This window comes from Actinomadura sp. HBU206391 (genome assembly GCF_014323665.1).
In the GTDB taxonomy this organism is placed as follows: Bacteria; Actinomycetota; Actinomycetes; order Streptosporangiales; family Streptosporangiaceae; genus Actinomadura_C.
Genome location: NZ_JABVEB010000001.1, coordinates 291,558 through 307,593, shown reverse-complemented (window position 1 = coordinate 307,593; position 16,036 = coordinate 291,558). Strand labels below are relative to the sequence as shown.

Genomic DNA, 16,036 nt, shown 5'->3' with positions numbered 1-16,036 from the left:
GGCATCTTCGAAGCAAAAGCAGCCAGGGGTGTCTCGGGGGTCGGTTCCACTAGCGTTCTGCACCGCAACGGGGTCAAACACGACTTATCTCCATCTCGAATGGTTCGGATGAGTTCAACCGGACTCTTCGGAGAGCGAGAGACGTGACGTGTCCTCCCGCTCTCGGGCCCGGTCACCCGCTGCGCGACTCGCCGCGCAGGATCTCGAGGAAGTCGTGGATCTTAGAGTCGCCCGTGTCGAGATCAGAAGAACCGTCGGATAGAGCTGGGGCGTCTTCCAGTGTCCCGAGACTTCTGGGGGTCAGTTGGCTGCTAGCGGTCGTCCCCGTAGATTCGCCAGTCTGGTCTAGCTCCTCCTTTACCAGTCGGAAGATCACCGGTGGACGGCCACCGCTGCTCTCACCCTTAAGCGTCTGGACCTCCGGCAGGAGCTTAAGCGCGTTTTCGATCTTCCAGGAGTGCTGGTTGCGGCCGACGATGTCCCACAACTCGGACTTGGTCAGCTCGCCATACTGCTCCAAAGCCGCGCGGATCTTGCGAGCCAGGGCCTTCTCGGAATCGTTGGTGGTGCCCTGGGTTTGGTAACGCTTGATGACCCACATGGGAATACGGCCGCGTCCGCTGATGGAGATGCCATTCTGTTGCGCCCAGGCCCGGATCATGGACGGCGATACGTCATTCGAGCGGTCGTTGTATCGCGGGGCATCACTCACCTCGCTCGCGTCGCTGTCCGACCGGTCGACTCCGATGCCCCCGTGGTCCGACACCGAGGCCTGACCATCTACCAAGGAGACGAGGACTGCTGCGATCGTGTCCCGCTGGGCGGCCCAGATGTAGCGGGGCGTCACATCCATTCCGTGCCGGCTCATGAGCTCATCCGCCCATCGCGCGGCTTGGGCATGCTGCTCGTGCACGGATTTCTCGGAGAGCCGCTGAAGCCGCTCCCACGGTGGTATCGCTACTTCGTCAGTCATGGGGGGCGCTCCCTGGTTCAGGTCTGGTCGTCGAGGATGGTCGGCTTGAGGTAGCGCCCGCCTGGGCAGGCATTGACACGAGGTCCTGCCTCGACGGGGCACCGGGGATCATCAGCAATCCCACTAGGGAGCTTCGCCCTCCGCGCAGCAAGAGGTGGAAGTGTTCGGTGGCCCTGGACAAGGGTTCGTTGGCCGACGACTCATGACCTACCATGAGATGCGTCGACGAGCTAGCCACGAGGTAGTTGCTGGATTTGCGAGTCGACGAGAGAGCGGTGCCTTCCGGTTTGGCGACTTTGGGGGCATCGCTCTCCCTGTTTTGGGCATGTTTTGATGGATCGTCTCCTACCAATGCTCCTCCTGAGCGTGAGTAACTGCTGGTTGAGTTTTGTGCAAGCACACACCACCCTGCACGAAGAGGGAAGTCACGTACTTCTAATCATGCGGCGATTAACGCATCGTACATCCCACCAGGGACATCCCAGCCGAACGTCGTGTTGGTGGGATGAGCACTAAGAGCCTCTTCAGTTAACCAAGCCGCATGATCCGAGCGCAACAGCTCCCGTTGAATGTCACACTGCGTGAACACGCAGGGGGATGGGTGCTGTTCCGCGAACAAGGCGTGCTGTATCGCCTAGACGACGACTCGTCAGCTTGCCAACGAGCAACACTTTGTTGTGACTCGATCAAAGGGAACCCCGGCTCGTTTTCAGATGGCCAACTACACGTCGGCTCCCTACGCGCGCCGCTAAATAATTATCGATTTCGGAGGGTAATCAACCCTCGAACATTGATCACCGGCAGTGAAATTAATGACGAAAGTAAGGCGCCATGATCCGCTTTATTTCTGACACTGCGCCGATCACCAGGGCTCTCAGCGAGACGGCAGCAGCACCGCCAGAGCCGGACACGACTTCACTTAGTGCTGCTACCACGATCAGCCATTTTCTGTCAACTCCACATACCCGCGGGCACTGCAAGGCGCTGGCGAGACACGTCGACGATAAGATTCGCCACGACTCTAGGTAACAGAGGGTAGTGGCGACCGCCCAGCGGAGGTCCTCGATGCTGGCATCGTGCCACGTCGACGCCGTCCGGGAAATTGGCCTGATCCGGCCACTCGGGCAACCGGAACGCTTGCAGAGCCTGTCCAGCCGTGATCTTGCAGCTGATCGCGTTGGCACACAGGGGGTATGGGTATGGGTGCCTGGCGCGGCTCTGGCCGTCAGCGCGAACCGCGATGTGTTCGTCGGCGCTGACCGAGGGTACCAACGGCCGTCCGAGCCAAGTGATCCTGTCCGACATCCCGCAGGGATGCAAGCGCAAACGCGCCTGCGCGCTCCCAGCATGCTCGATGCCGGGGGCGCGCGAGGATTCGGCGCCGCGTCTTCTTCAGGCTTGCCGCGGCTCCGCAGCAGAAGCCCTTGACAGGACGCTTCCTCCGGAAAGCATGGCCGCGAATGTCGTCTCACCAGGGACGACTCGTGCCCGGCGTGGGCGCTGGTACAGCGCGGTTCGGCATTGGGCGCCCCGACTGGGCTTCGGGTCGGGGCCATACACGCACTCCGGGGCAGGCCCTATCGATCTTTAGCCACTGCCCGGCGCGCGGGGGGGATCGTCGCCGCCGTATGCCACAAACGCCCCGGAGGGATCGCAACTGCGCTCAACTCAAGCGGGATTTGCGCGCACGGGCACTCAGTAGCTTTGCCGTGCAGCTTGGGCGTAGACCATTCACCCCGACTCCGGCAAGTCACATGTCACCCGAAAGCCGGCTCGTCAACTTCTGGGGCAGATCCAAGCTAGAGGTCTAGGTCTCTGGTCTTGATGCGGCCGACTAGGGACCGGAAAGCGTTAGGCCGCATGAGGTGCATGGGGCCACACGGATCTTTGCTATCCCGGATGGCAACGGACCCAGCGATAGCCGCCACCTCAACGCAGTTACCGCTCCCGCTGCCTCCGCTGTAGCTGGACTTGCGCCAGGCGACGCCGCTCTCGCCCGCGAGGGACAGGTTCATGTTCGCCCTCTACTCCAGTGGTGAGCCAGTTGCGTCAGGTGCGCGATCGACGCGTCAGGGCTGAGCGCCATCGCGGACAGGTTCTGGAACACCACGCTATACCGTTGGATGTCCGTACGTTCCTCCAAATACAGGCTGTTGGGCTCAGTTTCCACGTACACCAGACTGGGATCGTTCTCGGGGAAATCGAGGATGGAGAATGGGCCCGCCATGCCGAGGTGCGGGCCAACGTCCAGTGGGAGAACCTGAATAGTGATGTGGTCGAAGCGTTCGGTGTCGATCAGTCGCCGCAGCTGCTCGCGACGCTCCTCCACGGTTCCGAACGGGCGAAGCAGCGCGGTCTCATCAATGACGGCCCAGATGTATGGCGGGCTGTCGTGACTGAGGATGGCCTGGCGTTGCATACGCAACTGGACAAGCCGCTCGATCTCAGCCGGGTCGCGGATGAGCCATCCTCGATAGAGCGCCGCCGCATATGCAGGCGTCTGGAGCAGGCCAGGGATGTTCGCCAGTTCATACGTCTGGATCTTCTCAGCGCCGGCTTCGAACTCGGCGTACGGGTCATCCAGCACGTCCTTGTAGGAGATCCACCAGCCTCGCTGACGAGCCTCGCGGGTGAGTGTCACCAACTCCTCGTACCGCGGGTCTTCCTTGGGCACGCCGTACAGGTCCAGCAGCAGGCGAGTGTCCACGACCATCGGCTTGACCGCCTGAGCTTTCTCCAGACGGGTGACCTTACCCGGTGACCACTCGAGCGCCCTAGTCACGTCGAGAGCGCTCATTCCGGCAGCTTCGCGGAGTTTGCGCAGTTCGATGCCTAGCCTCCGGCGCCGCACCGTAGGACTTCGTCTCGAATGTTCCATTTGCGTCTCCGCTTCATCACGAGGGGTGACGATGATGGTAGTCCGTGGAGCATATGCTGACATTTAAACTTCAAAAGGACTGATTTGAATTTCTGCATTGCGAATTCTAATGAGCCACGCCACGATTGCGGGTGGTAGCGCACAGACCGGTAAAGGCAGGGCGCTGCATGAGACGAGACCGGCCACATCCCCTGGTGGTGCAGCGTGCAAATCCCCTTCACAGAGTCGGCTCCACGGAACGGCAAGGACTTCAATCTGACGAACGGTGGCTGCTCGGCATGGATATTGCCGACAGGCGAGATCTGTGCGGCGGCCGGGCGGTCGTTGCTCGGCCGGGAGCTGCTGGCGATCGACTTGTCGCGCGACGCCGTACACGACATCACACTCGCCACCAGCGAGTTAGTCACCAACGGCCTTCGCCACGGCATCGGCAGAGACCAGCGGCGCGATGATGCCGCGATACCCGCACCCGCTCATCTGGAACTGTGGGCCTACCGTCGCGCGACGCTGGAGAGCCAGCTCGTGGTGAAGGTCTTCGATCCGCTGCCGGGCTGGCGTCGACCCGGCCCCGAGCAGGCGGGCACGTACGCCGAGTGCGGTCGAGGAACGCAGATCGTCGAGGCGCTGTCCGAGCGGTGGGGATGGCATCTGACCCGCTCGCGCCTGGCCGCACAGCTGATCCCGGGCAAGGTCGCCTGGTTCTGCGTGCCGATAGACGTGCCGTGCGAACAGGTCCCGCGACTGCCGGTGTGCCAAGCCGCCCAGGCGCTGCTGGCCGAGCTCGCGAGCCGCGGCATCACCAGGCTCCAGTGCCACCACGGCAACGGCCACTCCCTCGTCGCGCTCCCCGGCCTGACCGTCTGGGCCGAAGAGCCGGGGATCTTCCGCTGGCACGACCCCACCGGCGAGCCGGGCGAATACGTACGCACGCCCATCGCCGACCTCGTCCACGTCGTCGAAGAGGCCGTACGGATCCACGAGTACGCGGCGGCCGTCGAGGCGGCGAGGGCAGCCACCGAACAGGGCCAGGACGTCCCCGGCCAAGGAGGCCGGTAGCCGTGGGCGTGATGTGGCACTTCATCGTGGGCCCGCCAGGCGGCGAGCCCACCCCACCGTCCGGGCCAGGGGAAGACCCGGACGAGGCCGTACGGCCCGAGCTCCCGCCGGAGCAGCGACCCGGGCCCGTACGGCCGAAGATGGCGCGGCGGTGCGCGGACGACCTCACACCCCCGGAGGCCGGCACCCGCACCGCCGCGTCACCACCCCGACGGCAGCACCTTCGCGAGTTCCTCGCGCAGCGGCTCACCCGCTCCGATATGGACGCGTCATCGTGGTGAGTCGTAGCAGCCGTGTCCCACATTGTGACCAGCCTGACTCCGGCTTCCACACCATCCGCACACACGGCTCCACACGCGAGGAGCTGCGCGCGTTGCAAGCAGTGTGGCGCAGGAAAGCGCCCCAGAACCGAACACGGTCTGGGGCGTTCATGCCATAGGCAGGCCATGAGGCGTCAGGCCACATGGACGAGTGCTCCTCCGAAGTAACCCGAGGCCCAGCGTCATCGGACGACCCGGGTCTGCGAGGCCCGGGCGGCCTCAGCTGGTGAAGGTGTAGTACCGCCAGGAGCCGTACGTGGTCGCGTTCACGGCGTCGCCCGAGGCGCCGTCGTGATAGCACGGCCGCACGCGCATCACGTAGCCGACCTGATGCGTGCCGACCAGTTGCACCACCGACTTGCCCGCGGAGTTGAGCGCGAAGTACTGGGATCCCGACGACCGCCAGGCGCCGTTGTAGTACACCTGCAGCTGCAGCCGCTGCGAGCGCCCGGGATAGGGCGTCATCGTGGTCGTGAAGAGCGGGTTGGTCTTCTTCCTGAAGTAGTACCGGGTCCGCCCGCTGACCGTGGCCTTCTTGTAGTAGCGGCTGACGCTCAGCGACACCCAGACCCTCGCACCCACCCGGCTCGTCGCCGTCTTCGCGACAGTCCGGGCATCACCGGAGAAGCTCGCGCTCACAGTGGTGTCGCGCCTCACGGTAAGGGTGACCGGCAGATTGCCCTTACTGTCGACCGCGCCGGTCTTGACGACGTACTTGCCCTTGTCATCGCCCGCGGTGTCCGCGTAGAGCGACAGCGTCCGGTTCTTGTACGTCTTGCCGAGGTTCGCAGTGAACTTCACCGCGGTGCCGTACGCGTAGACGCCGCCGTTCCTGTTCACCGTCAGGGTGACGGCGCTGCGGGGGACGTCGACGGTGTCGGAGGCGGAGACGGCCGTGTGGTCGGCGTCGCCCGCGTAGGTGACGGCGTACTTCACGTTTCCGCCGGCCGGCGGGGTGTCGGTGAAGCTGTAGGTGCCGTCCGCCCGCACTGTGACGGACGGCAGCGCCTTGCCATTCGGTGACTCCAGGTCGGTGCGGGTGACCTGGAGCGGGACGCCGCTCGGCAGCGGCACGGTCGCCGACAGCTTGCCCGTCACGGTGAGCGACTTGGCACGGGCCGCCGTCGCCGGGGCGTTCACCGTCAGGGTCGGGACGTTCAGGGTCGGGTCGGTGAGCGTCTGGAGCGTGTAGCCGCCGCTCGTCCCCACGAGGGCGAAGATGCGTGAGGAGTCCGGGGCCCACGTCAGGGCGGCGGCAGTGCTGGACGTGCCGGTGGTGTAGGTACGGAGCGGCTGGGTGGCGTTGGGCCGGTAGACCGCCACCTTGCCGCCGTAGATCTGGGCGACGAGCCCGTTCGCGGCGATGTCGGCGCGGTGCCCGGAGGGGTAAGACCCGGCGGCGGTGAACTTCCCGTCCGCGTAGGCGTTCCGCTGCATGCCGTTGACCAGCACCTCCGAGACGCCGGGCACCAGGTCGATGTCCCCGATGCCGTTGTTCAGCGTGTAGTCGCCCTCGTGCCAGGCGACCGGCTGCGGGGTTGCGCCGGAGACGTCGATGATGGCCATCGCGTCCGTGGACAGGCCGGTCTCACCGACGGCCAGCAGCCCCGGAGCGGACGGGTCGGTGTCGAGGAGCGCCGGGCCCCAGACGCCGTACCCCTGGGGGTAGCGCCCGAGGGTCACCGGGTCGGTTTCGCTCGCCGGGTCCACCGAGCCCAGGTCACCGTCCCACTGGTCGCCGTACGTGAACCAGACCTTGCCGCCGGCGAAGGCGACGTAGCGCGGGCCCTCGGTGGTGGCGACGGCGTAGCGGGCCTTGACGTCGAGCGTGGCCGCGTCGAGGGCCACGATCTCGTGGCTACCCCCCGCGGCCGCATACAGGGTGGCGCCGTCGTCGGACAGCGCCAAACCGGAGACCCCGCTGACGCCGCTCACCGAGTCGACGAGGGCGCCGCTGTAGTCGGCGGCGAGGACCTTCCCGGCCGAGCGGTCGCCGACGAAGACCCGCTTCAGGGCGCCGTCCGCGACGATGCCGCCGGGCACGGCGACGACGGCGGAGGCCGCCGAGGCGGACCGGGCCGCCGCGACGCTCAGTACCGTCGAACCGAAGAGGACCGCGAGCGCTGTCGCGGTCGAAATGCTGCGCGTGCGCACAGTGCTTGACTCCCACGGAGAAACCCGGTGGCTGACCGGGAGCTGAGAGGAACGCGCAACGCCCGCCCGTGACCGCCGACATGCGGTGACTGGCGGGGCGCGATTGGTGCTAGGCAGCGTATGGCATGAAAGTAACAAATGAGGATCAAAAGGGCGGGAGTAGTCACGGCACCTGATGCGTGCGGATGGTTCTCAATGCACCGAGTCGAGCAGAACGGCGAACGAATACGCGCCGATCGCGCCTAGCCGGATCTACTCATTCAGGCTGCGCACTCCAAAGGCTGGATTCACTTCGATGCCAAGGACTTCATGGACAAGGGTCGTAGCAGCCGTGTCCCACGGCGTGACCAGCCTGACTTCGGTTTCCGCATGCCCCGGTGCGGGCTGCCGCGTAGAAGGGAGTTAAGTGTGAGTGACGTCCAGACCGTACGGCCGCGCCGACCACGATGACCCGACCCTCAGCCGACCGGAGCACACCTGCGATGACCACGACGTCCGGCACCATGACGAGCGAGCTGTCCGACCGGCTGGCCGGCACTCGGCTGCGGATCGGCACACGCACCTCGCCGCTCGCCAAGGCGCAGACGCAGCGCGTGGTCGCGCAGCTGGATCAGGTCGTTCCCGGCCTGCCCGTCGAGATCGTGGAGATCGAGACCTCCGCCGATCTGTGGACCGGCGACCTGTCCCTGCTCGGCGGTAAGGGCAATTTCACCAAGGAGATCGACCGTGCGCTGGTCTCCGGCGGGATCGACCTCGCCGTGCACTCGATGAAGGACGTGCCCGGTGACGTGCCGCTGCCGAAGGGCACCGAGTTCGGCGCCTACCTGCGGCGCGGCGACGTACATGACGTCGTGATCTCCCGTGACGGGCGGGGTCTGGCCGAGCTGCCGGCGGGTGCCAAGGTCGGCACTTCTTCCGTACGACGGCGTGCGCAGCTCTCGCTGCATCGTCCGGATCTGCACATCGAGCGCATCCGCGGCGGCATCGACAGCCGCATCAAGAAGCTCGACGCGGGCGAGTACGACGCGATCCTGCTGGCGCGCATCGGGTTGCAGCGGATCGACCTGGACGACCGGATCACCGAGGTACTGCCCACGACCTGGGCGGACGGGGACACCCTCGCGATGGTCCCCGCCGTCGGCGCGGCCGTCATCGGCGTGCAGGCACGTACGGCCGACGAGCCGATCATGCGACTGCTGGAGGAGATCAACGACGCCGGCACCACCCGGCACATCACGGCCGAACGCACGATGCTGCACCTGCTCCGCGGGCACTGCAACAGCCCCATCGCCGGGCACGCGCACACCCCGGACGGGCAGCTGAGCCTGTTCGGCATGGTGTTCAACCAGGACGGCACGCAGTGGGTCCGCTCACACGGCCGAGGACCGTCCGACGACCCGGTGTCGCTGGGCGCGCAGGTCGCCGCCGACCTGCTGCGCCAAGGCGCCCACCGCCTCATCGCCGCGACCCGTAAATGAGGCATCAGCGCTCCCTCGCGTCCAGGATGTGGCGCTCCCGCCGAAGGAGTCCAGGGCCAGGGGAGACAGGCCGACCAACATCGCCGACAGCACGACGAAGACCAGGACGAACAAGCGGACAATGCTGCGGCGACCAGCGCCGCGATGCCACCACCGACGCTCGTCGTCCGGCATCAATCGCTCGCTCTCTTACCTTCACACGACGGGCGGTGAGAGCCGCGCTACCTCCCGGGGAAAGAAGCTCAGCAGATCCTCGCCCTGACGATGCAGCGCCGCTATCTCCTCATGGCAGGCCGCAATGGTCTGAGCGTCGGTTAGCTTACGAGCCCCGTCAAGCACGCCCACCCCGTCGTATCTGATGACGTAGGCGACTCGACCTCCGAGAACCAGAGCCTCGGGGAGCTCCCGGGCTTCCTCGAGCGGGCGAACGGCCGCAGCGTCGAGCACCCTGATCCGTTCACCTTCCTCAGCCCGGATCCTCAGGACATGAAGTTCCCACCACAGGTACGGAGACAGTGGCCACTCGACGATCCGCACCCGATTCTGTGTGATGCCATGGTCGTCGAGCCGCTGTTGCAGCCCTTTGATCGATGGGCGCATGTCCTCCGCGAGCCGGAGCGCCGTCGCCCAGTCGCCCTCGGCCATCGCCATCCAGCTGGGCACCTCGGGTTCACTGAAGGTCTGCTGCCGCTCCAGCTTCCAGCTCTCGGTCACCCGCCAGAAGCAGGACTCGAAGTCATCGAGATAGGTATCGAGACCGAGCTCCGTGCCGCGCAGGTCGAGAAGCCGCTCAAGCATCGGGGATATCGGGCTTCGCGGCGATGAGCATGTTGCGTGGGATGACCACGAGCCGCTCGTCGTGCACGATGCCCACCCCCGCAGGCAGCCTGTCGGCCAATGGATCGACTTCCCGCAGTCGGTCCATCAAGCCCTCCGGCCCTCGCCAGTACGCTTCGAGGTGAGCATGACACGGAGCGGAGACTCCAACGATCAGCGCGGGCGTAAGGTTCTGGCCGCCCACGATGTGGCCGGTGGCGGATCAGGCTTGCGGGCGCCAGGGCGAGTCCGGTGCGGTGGCGCGCGGCGCCGCGGCGACCCGCAGCGCATAGGCGGGCGCATCACCGTACGGCGGAGGGACGAGCCCGAGGTAGGCATGGCCGGTCAGGTGGCACCAGGCGGGCTGGTCCAGCGGCGCCGCCGGATCAGAGGCGATGAGGTGAACGATCGTCCCGGCGGGCAGCGTCGCCAGTTCACTGCGCAGTTCCAGCAGCAGCCGCACGCACGAGCGGTCCCCGCTGGCCAGGGGCCGCCGAACTACAACTCGTAGTCCTTCGCAAGTCCCTCCCACGCCAGGTCGGCCACGGCGGCCGTCACGAAATCGGCGATCGGGGCGGCCAGATCGTCCTGGAACCAGACCACTGTCAGGAAAGAGTCGAGGAAACCGTCGTCGCGCTTCTTATCGATGGGGCTTGCCTGGAAGTGCCCGCGGCAATACACCGCAGGCAATCGTTCCTCCGGGCCGAGCGGCGGACGTTCGGATCTGGTGCCGGGATGGCTGCGCGGCGGCGTGATCACATGCACTGGCGGAGACCCGTCCTCGAGGGGCCTGGCCAGCCTGGCCAGCAGCCGATCGTTGATCCGCGCACTCGGGTAACCCGCCAGCAACCCTCCATAAGTGGGGAAGACTTCCAAGCTGGTCAACTGGATCGAACGATTCGAGTTCAGCTTGATCCACGCGAGCGTCATGGGGGAAAGGCTCTCATTCGGGGATGATCAGGATGGTGGCCTCGGCGAGATCGCCCGTCGGTACCAAGACACGCAGAGTAAGGCCGGGTGCGGCCAAAGACACGCGCCAGGAACCATCAGACCGCTCTTCCGCACTGGTCACCCGCAGGGACTCCAAGTGATAGTCGTGCGCGAGCGCGGCGGCGATGGCGGCGTCGACGGCTTCTTCTTCGCTGAGATGCCCATCCGCTCCTCGGCTCTGCCAGCGGTCCCGTACGGACTGGAACAGCCTTGAGGCGGTCCGTGTCACGACGGAGTCGGCTCGGTTGCCGATGATCCCGCCGATGCCGGCGGCCCCCAGGTAGGTGGCGACTTCGACGGCCATCTCCACGACGCCCCGTGCGGACGGTTGTGGGTCGTGGTCGTGCACAGCGGGCTGCGGGGCGGTGGCCGGTTCCGCGGGCGCACCCGTGACATCACGCCATAGTCGGAACGCCGGCGTGACTTCGGGTTCGGCCTCCTCGGGCCGCTTGGACCATGCTCGCCCGTAACCATTCGTGATCCCGTACAGCAAGACGTGGAGCTCCAGGGAACTCTCGGGGATCGTTTCACCCCGCAGGCACTCCTCGACCTGGAGCGCTGACATCGGGAAGAGCTGCCCCTGAGTTCGGCCGGCGATCTGCTCCGCGCCCGGTGACCCGTGTCTGCCCCAGATCCGCCGTAGATGGGCCACGTATGCCGACAGCACCTCGGGGTTCTCAGCCATGTCCAGTCACCGCATTTCTCTTACCCGCCTGTAGGGGCTTTGACGGCTCGGCGCGATGGGAGATTTCCTGCGGTGAATGCTCCATCAGCGACTGGCCTGCCAGGAGCGCGACCGCCCTGCGGTCAGGCCCGCCCATCGGCACACGCTATAGGTGTCGCTGGAGGACCCGCGCAAACGCCAGTACTCCCTGGCCCTCACCGACCGAAGTCATCGAGTCCGTGACCCCGTACGTCAGCTCACCCTTGAACTGACCCGCAAATACGGAAGCAACTTCCGGAGAGCCACCGCGGCATGCCAGGACGCGATCCGGTGATAGTCGTCGTTCTTGTCGGCGCCGGCTTTGTCGGAGATGCCGCGAATGACGGCCCAGCCGTGCAACTTCCCAGATCCGGCCGACTGTTCATGGCATGCCTGGCTCAGGCCGCCCGCCTCCATGTCGACCGCGAGGATCTTGTCGTTGAACCGCGCCAGGTACTCGAGGGTCTCAGCATCGCGGTCCGCGATCACGGCCTCTCCCGAGCCGATGGGACCGTTCCTCATGCACAGGAGGCGACTGGTACCGCCGGGATCCTCAGTGGGGAACTCGGCCGGGTCGTGGTCGGTGAAGAAAGAGTTCACGGCGTGCCCGATTTCAGCCGGGGCCTCGCGCTCCTCGCCCCGGTGCCGCGTGCCCTCGGGCGTCAACTTCCGGAGGTCGTAGTAGACGACCCGCGTCGCCACTACGACGTCCCCAAGCTGCACCTCAGGATGGGTACCGCCACCGATGCCCGCAAGCACGACGACCCTCGGGTCATAGTGCCGACGCAGATTGTCATACGCCGCCATGGCCGACCGTTGTCCCTGGCCGAGACTCCGGGTCGCGACCACCTTGACCGGTTGGCCGGGGGCCGCGACCTCACCTTCGTAGAAACGAAGCCCTCCGGCCTGGACCTCCCGTAGGCCGAGCGCGAGTAGGACGGCCTGTGCCTCCACGGGGAGGATCGTGATGACGCCGACGTCCCATCGCTCACCGTCCTGCCGATCGTGCGTGAACTCATCTCCGGTGCCCTGAGACGCGATGTTCACCACGGGGCGATCACCAACGGCCGAGGACGTCACGTTCGAGGTGCCATAGTTCAGAATTCCGCTGACCTTGGGCTGTTCGTTCATGCTTGGGCTCCTTCGGGGGCACCGTGCGCGGCGCCCTGGTTGACCTGTGCGTTGTCGCCGATGGCCGAGCCCACGACGTCCATCTGTCCCATGTTCAACACGCTCGCGTTGATGATGGTCTCGGCGCGCTTACTGAAGGCAGAGGTGTCCACGTTCTTGATTCTCAAGAAGTCCTCGGTGGCCTTGAGCAGGCGCATTTCGATGATTTTCATCTGGTCGAAGATGACCGGGTGATCGAGTTTCGCGTCATTCCATGTGGCGGACTTCTCCTCACGAATGCTCGGCTGTGTCCCGCACATGGGCCGGTGGCCTGCCGGCCCGGCTTTCCGGGTCCGCACGGCGCCGGTCATCAGCGGAAGGCCCTCGTACAGCCGCCATAGCCGGCCGACCTCAGCGGGGAGGTCGGACAACATGTGGATGACGAAGCGAAGCAACGCGCCTGGCCCACCCTGCGGGAACGTGCCGTACACCTGAAAATCCTTGGGCGTACGTGTCAGCGCGCAGGCCGCGAAGTCGAGGCTGAGCGACCGGCCCTTGACCGTCACGCGCAAGAAGACAGTGGTGACGAGCTCTCCAGAGCTGGAGACGCTCACCTCCAGGTAGTGGTGGGCCGCGCAGTGCGGATCATTGATGATCTTGCTGAGGTCTTTCCGTCCCGCCTCTATCTGGGCTCTGTCACGGCCACTCGCGGCATCGATCTCTGAGACGTACACGCGATCATTCACCCGAAAGCCTGGAAGCCGGACCGGATCGGCGGTATGGCCGATGGTCTTCATGACTTGTTTGAGGCGGTCGACGAGTTCATGCGCCTTGAACGGCGGTTCGGTGTGCTCACGCTCGGCGATGCTTCCTTCGCCGGATTTCAGAAGCTGAATCGTCATCGGCGGCTGCCAGCGGTGAATGAGCCTGCCGCTGCCCGCAAAGAGCTTCGGCGTCTCATCCTCACCAGAGGCTCGTGGGTGTCCGTCCGTCTCCGGCTTCGGCTCGGGCCGGTGGAAGACGACGAGGAGGTCGTCCTGCTGCCGCTGCATATGCCGCTGCCGGTCGCTGAGCACGGGGGGAAACTGAGGTATCGCTCCGCGCAACTCTTCCAAGGCTCGTAGCCGATACATCCGCGCGCCGATCACGACGCCGGCGATGAGCACCAGAAGGGCCGCCGTGGACCACATCACCTGGTGTGACGAAGCGTCCTGCGCACCCATACTCAGCGGAGGTAACGCGATCAAGACGACGCAACGGAATGCGTTGCTCCGGAGCAGCCGGAAGTGTTCTTCCGCGCTCGCGATTTCACGGCGACCTCCCTCTCGGTTCAGCCACCGATCGGATGCGTTCCGCGCCTTGAACTTCAGCACGACCAGGCCGTTCCGGAGCAACTGCCGAACGAAATGCCAAAGCCCGAGGCAGCAGATGGCGGTGACAGCAACCGACGGGTTGAGCACGCAGGCCGAGACGACGAGCGACAGGACGATCATGTCCTGAGCGGTCTCGAACCTCCAGGCACGCCAAGCGTGGTGCACCACGGGCACGAGGTCGAACCCATAGGAGGGAGCGACGCTGCGATACGGATCGTTGTGGACGCGGCGGATGACGGTGTTGCGGAACTCCCGCTCCAGGTACATCCCGGCGCACAGGTGGCGGGTGGCCTCCCCGGTGCGATCGATCGGCCGGAGATCCTTGATGAACGAGAAGGGAGAGTTGCCCATGTCGCTCCCAGCGCTGGTTTAGGTAGGAATGACTTTAAGTCGCGCTGGAGTTCAGGTCAAGGGGACCTTTAGTAGGGTGACGCGATGACGAATGACATCAGCGCAGGTCAGGTCCGCCCCGTGGCGGTAACGGTGGATCTGGTGATCTTGACGGTACGCGGCGATGACCTGCAGGTGCTGCTCGTCGAACGGGGAAAGGAGCCATATCTGGGCCGGCCCGCACTGCCCGGTGGATACATACGGGAGGCCGAGACCTTGGATCAGGCCGCACTACGCGAACTCGGCGAAGAGACCGGCCTCGACGGAAGGCGCCTGCATCTTGAGCAGCTGCGCACCTATGGCGATCCCGACCGAGACCCCCGCGGTCGGGTCATCACCGTCGCCTATCTCGCACTCGGCCCGGACCTGCCTGCCCCATTGGCCGGATCAGACGCACGCAACGCGAGCTGGACGTCGGTCAGTTCGATCCTCGATGGTCGCATCGACCTGGCGTTCGATCACTTCAAAATCTTGCAGGAGGCGCTGGAGCGCGCCAGGTCGCAGCTCGAGTACACAACGATCGCCGCCGTGTTCTGCCCAGAGCCGTTCACCGTCAGCGACCTGCGCAAGATCTATGAGGTGATCTGGGGAATCCCTCTCGACCCGAGTAACTTCCGGCGAAAGGTGACGCGCGCCGAGCACTTCCTCGAACCCACCGGTGAGCGCCGCACACCAGAGACCGGCCGGCCCGCCGCCGTCTACCGCCGAGGCACGGCCCGGTTGCTGTATCCACCCATGCTGCGCTCAGGCGATATCGCTCGCACCCACCAAACGGCGCCGAGTCTCCGTTGAATAAACGAGACATTCGCTTACCGGCATCGATCCTGCCGGGCGACATGCACCTCGGTGGACGCAACCGGCCCTAACAGTCGAACCACACGACGAGCCGGACATCCGTCACCGTGGACGCCGGCAAGGGCCCTCATGACGGTCCAGACCGGCGCCCACTCGCCGTGTTCCGGCACGGCGTCCCTTTGTGTCATCCGCACGACGCGGTAGAGCTCGTCGCCCACCCGCCACTCGTCACCCCCGGACCGGCCGCCCCGATCGCGGAACGACTTGCCGACCAGAACCCAGCCTCGACCAGGCTTGAGCGCGAACTCGTGCACGCGCTCGTCCACCTCTTCGGCGGGCTCGTCCCAGTCGACCCGCGCCACTTCCGCGTCGTACTGGCGGCTGCTGTACAGGCAGCTCGATCCCCGCCTCCCAGCCGACGTCGTCGTCATCATCGAGCATCCGGTAGGTGGCGCGGCACTCCACGAAGCCGTGTATGTCGCTCCCCATAGCCCAGGAGTGTGCCGACCGGGCATACGGATCGCCAAGGATTTTCGGTCCGCGCACCGCCCTAGCCCTGCACGGTATGGCCGTGAGCGGGCGGCATGACGGCACGTGCCGAGAGAAGATCTTGCGCGAGGCAGCGGCCCTGATGTGTCCATCGAACCGGGGCGACTTCAGGAGATCCACAGTGGGAATCCATCCGGCGTGGCACGATTGGTGATCACGTTCAGCGTTCCGGTCAAGAAGATCTGGTGGTGAAACCTCTTCTACTCGGAGGATCCACGCCTGTTCCAGCACCCGTGGTTTGTCCGAGTGCCTATCCGATCCACGCAACTCGACAACTGGAATGGCTGATTGTCCGGATCACTCTCCCTGAGATCACTTCAGTGCGAGCACCGCGAATCTCCCACTGCCTGGATCTCCACCTTTACACGCTGGACCCAGACCTGGGCAGCGATCAGGCAGGGAACGAGCAGGAAGGGGACGCCCAAACCAGACCGCAGCACCACTGATCTCC

Annotated in this window: 16 protein-coding genes; 4 read left to right on the top strand and 12 right to left on the bottom strand. The window is 65.4% G+C overall.

All coding sequences use genetic code 11. From position 1 onward, the window contains the following. Positions 1 to 172: 172 nt before the first annotated feature. From HKK72_RS01550 to HKK72_RS01540, 3 genes are all read right to left on the bottom strand, one after another. Positions 173 to 973, bottom strand: a complete 801-nt coding sequence (locus tag HKK72_RS01550) for a histone-like nucleoid-structuring protein Lsr2 (RefSeq protein ID WP_187232361.1) — start codon at positions 971 to 973, stop codon at positions 173 to 175. A gap of 1,799 nt (positions 974 to 2,772) precedes the next feature. Further along, positions 2,773 to 2,988, bottom strand: coding sequence for a DUF397 domain-containing protein (locus HKK72_RS01545; RefSeq protein WP_187232360.1), 216 nt, complete (start codon positions 2,986 to 2,988; stop codon positions 2,773 to 2,775). Further along, positions 2,985 to 3,851 (bottom strand): helix-turn-helix domain-containing protein, encoded by an 867-nt coding sequence (locus HKK72_RS01540; protein ID WP_187232359.1) that lies wholly within the window; start codon positions 3,849 to 3,851, stop codon positions 2,985 to 2,987. The genes HKK72_RS01545 and HKK72_RS01540 overlap by 4 nt, the downstream gene beginning before the upstream one ends. Before the next feature lie 204 nt (positions 3,852 to 4,055). On the opposite strand from HKK72_RS01540, the gene HKK72_RS01535 reads away from it, so the two are divergent. Both HKK72_RS01535 and HKK72_RS01530 read left to right on the top strand, forming a co-directional pair. Next, positions 4,056 to 4,907, top strand: coding sequence for an ATP-binding protein (locus tag HKK72_RS01535; RefSeq protein WP_187232358.1), 852 nt, complete (start codon positions 4,056 to 4,058; stop codon positions 4,905 to 4,907). Between the two features lie 2 nt (positions 4,908 to 4,909). Continuing rightward, positions 4,910 to 5,188, top strand: a complete 279-nt coding sequence (locus HKK72_RS01530; protein WP_187232357.1) for a hypothetical protein — start codon at positions 4,910 to 4,912, stop codon at positions 5,186 to 5,188. Between the two features lie 258 nt (positions 5,189 to 5,446). On the opposite strand, the gene HKK72_RS01525 is transcribed toward HKK72_RS01530, so the two are convergent. After that, positions 5,447 to 7,381, bottom strand: coding sequence for a YncE family protein (locus tag HKK72_RS01525; protein WP_187232356.1), 1,935 nt, complete (start codon positions 7,379 to 7,381; stop codon positions 5,447 to 5,449). 482 nt (positions 7,382 to 7,863) lie between these two features. Here HKK72_RS01525 and hemC point away from each other — a divergent pair, with 482 nt between their 5' ends. Next, on the top strand, positions 7,864 to 8,859 hold the full coding sequence (gene hemC, locus HKK72_RS01520; protein WP_222720176.1) for a hydroxymethylbilane synthase: 996 nt from the start codon (positions 7,864 to 7,866) through the stop codon (positions 8,857 to 8,859). 195 nt (positions 8,860 to 9,054) lie between these two features. Here the strand turns inward: hemC and HKK72_RS01515 are convergent, their stop codons facing one another. The 7 genes from HKK72_RS01515 to HKK72_RS01490 form a co-directional block, all read right to left on the bottom strand. Next, positions 9,055 to 9,657 carry a DUF6879 family protein gene (locus HKK72_RS01515; protein WP_187232355.1) on the bottom strand — a complete coding sequence of 201 codons (603 nt, stop codon included), beginning with the start codon at positions 9,655 to 9,657 and terminating at the stop codon, positions 9,055 to 9,057. Beyond that, positions 9,650 to 9,784, bottom strand: coding sequence for a hypothetical protein (locus tag HKK72_RS40495; protein WP_261986470.1), 135 nt, complete (start codon positions 9,782 to 9,784; stop codon positions 9,650 to 9,652). The genes HKK72_RS01515 and HKK72_RS40495 overlap by 8 nt, the downstream gene beginning before the upstream one ends. A 114-nt stretch (positions 9,785 to 9,898) precedes the next feature. After that, a complete protein-coding gene (locus HKK72_RS01510; protein ID WP_315987011.1) occupies positions 9,899 to 10,138 on the bottom strand; it encodes a sulfurtransferase TusA family protein in 240 nt (79 codons plus the stop codon). 35 nt (positions 10,139 to 10,173) lie between these two features. After that, entirely contained in the window at positions 10,174 to 10,605 is a 432-nt protein-coding gene (locus HKK72_RS01505; protein WP_187232354.1) for a hypothetical protein, read from the bottom strand. Positions 10,606 to 10,618: 13 nt separating this feature from the next. Beyond that, entirely contained in the window at positions 10,619 to 11,350 is a 732-nt protein-coding gene (locus HKK72_RS01500) for a hypothetical protein (protein WP_187232353.1), read from the bottom strand. 231 nt (positions 11,351 to 11,581) lie between these two features. Beyond that, positions 11,582 to 12,499, bottom strand: coding sequence for a 5'-methylthioadenosine/S-adenosylhomocysteine nucleosidase (locus HKK72_RS01495; RefSeq protein WP_187232352.1), 918 nt, complete (start codon positions 12,497 to 12,499; stop codon positions 11,582 to 11,584). After that, positions 12,496 to 14,202 (bottom strand): hypothetical protein, encoded by a 1,707-nt coding sequence (locus tag HKK72_RS01490; RefSeq protein WP_187232351.1) that lies wholly within the window; start codon positions 14,200 to 14,202, stop codon positions 12,496 to 12,498. The genes HKK72_RS01495 and HKK72_RS01490 overlap by 4 nt, the downstream gene beginning before the upstream one ends. 84 nt (positions 14,203 to 14,286) lie before the next feature. On the opposite strand from HKK72_RS01490, the gene HKK72_RS01485 reads away from it, so the two are divergent. After that, positions 14,287 to 15,033 (top strand): NUDIX domain-containing protein, encoded by a 747-nt coding sequence (locus tag HKK72_RS01485; RefSeq protein ID WP_187232350.1) that lies wholly within the window; start codon positions 14,287 to 14,289, stop codon positions 15,031 to 15,033. Between the two features lie 17 nt (positions 15,034 to 15,050). Here HKK72_RS01485 and HKK72_RS01480 read toward each other — a convergent pair whose 3' ends face one another. Next, positions 15,051 to 15,470, bottom strand: a complete 420-nt coding sequence (locus HKK72_RS01480) for a hypothetical protein (RefSeq protein ID WP_187232349.1) — start codon at positions 15,468 to 15,470, stop codon at positions 15,051 to 15,053. Between the last annotated feature and the right edge of the window lie 566 nt (positions 15,471 to 16,036).

What these genes read in the sequence shown, in the direction of transcription:
- HKK72_RS01550 (WP_187232361.1), bottom strand. Translation starts at nt 973, where the DNA reads ATGACTGACGAAGTAGCGATACCACCGTGGGAGCGGCTTCAGCGGCTC.
- HKK72_RS01545 (WP_187232360.1), bottom strand. Translation starts at nt 2,988, where the DNA reads ATGAACCTGTCCCTCGCGGGCGAGAGCGGCGTCGCCTGGCGCAAGTCC.
- HKK72_RS01540 (WP_187232359.1), bottom strand. Translation starts at nt 3,851, where the DNA reads ATGGAACATTCGAGACGAAGTCCTACGGTGCGGCGCCGGAGGCTAGGC.
- hemC (WP_222720176.1), top strand. Translation starts at nt 7,864, where the DNA reads ATGACCACGACGTCCGGCACCATGACGAGCGAGCTGTCCGACCGGCTG.
- HKK72_RS01515 (WP_187232355.1), bottom strand. Translation starts at nt 9,657, where the DNA reads ATGCTTGAGCGGCTTCTCGACCTGCGCGGCACGGAGCTCGGTCTCGAT.
- HKK72_RS40495 (WP_261986470.1), bottom strand. Translation starts at nt 9,784, where the DNA reads ATGGACCGACTGCGGGAAGTCGATCCATTGGCCGACAGGCTGCCTGCG.
- HKK72_RS01505 (WP_187232354.1), bottom strand. Translation starts at nt 10,605, where the DNA reads ATGACGCTCGCGTGGATCAAGCTGAACTCGAATCGTTCGATCCAGTTG.
- HKK72_RS01500 (WP_187232353.1), bottom strand. Translation starts at nt 11,350, where the DNA reads ATGGCTGAGAACCCCGAGGTGCTGTCGGCATACGTGGCCCATCTACGG.
- HKK72_RS01495 (WP_187232352.1), bottom strand. Translation starts at nt 12,499, where the DNA reads ATGAACGAACAGCCCAAGGTCAGCGGAATTCTGAACTATGGCACCTCG.
- HKK72_RS01490 (WP_187232351.1), bottom strand. Translation starts at nt 14,202, where the DNA reads ATGGGCAACTCTCCCTTCTCGTTCATCAAGGATCTCCGGCCGATCGAT.
- HKK72_RS01485 (WP_187232350.1), top strand. Translation starts at nt 14,287, where the DNA reads ATGACGAATGACATCAGCGCAGGTCAGGTCCGCCCCGTGGCGGTAACG.
- HKK72_RS01480 (WP_187232349.1), bottom strand. Translation starts at nt 15,470, where the DNA reads ATGATGACGACGACGTCGGCTGGGAGGCGGGGATCGAGCTGCCTGTAC.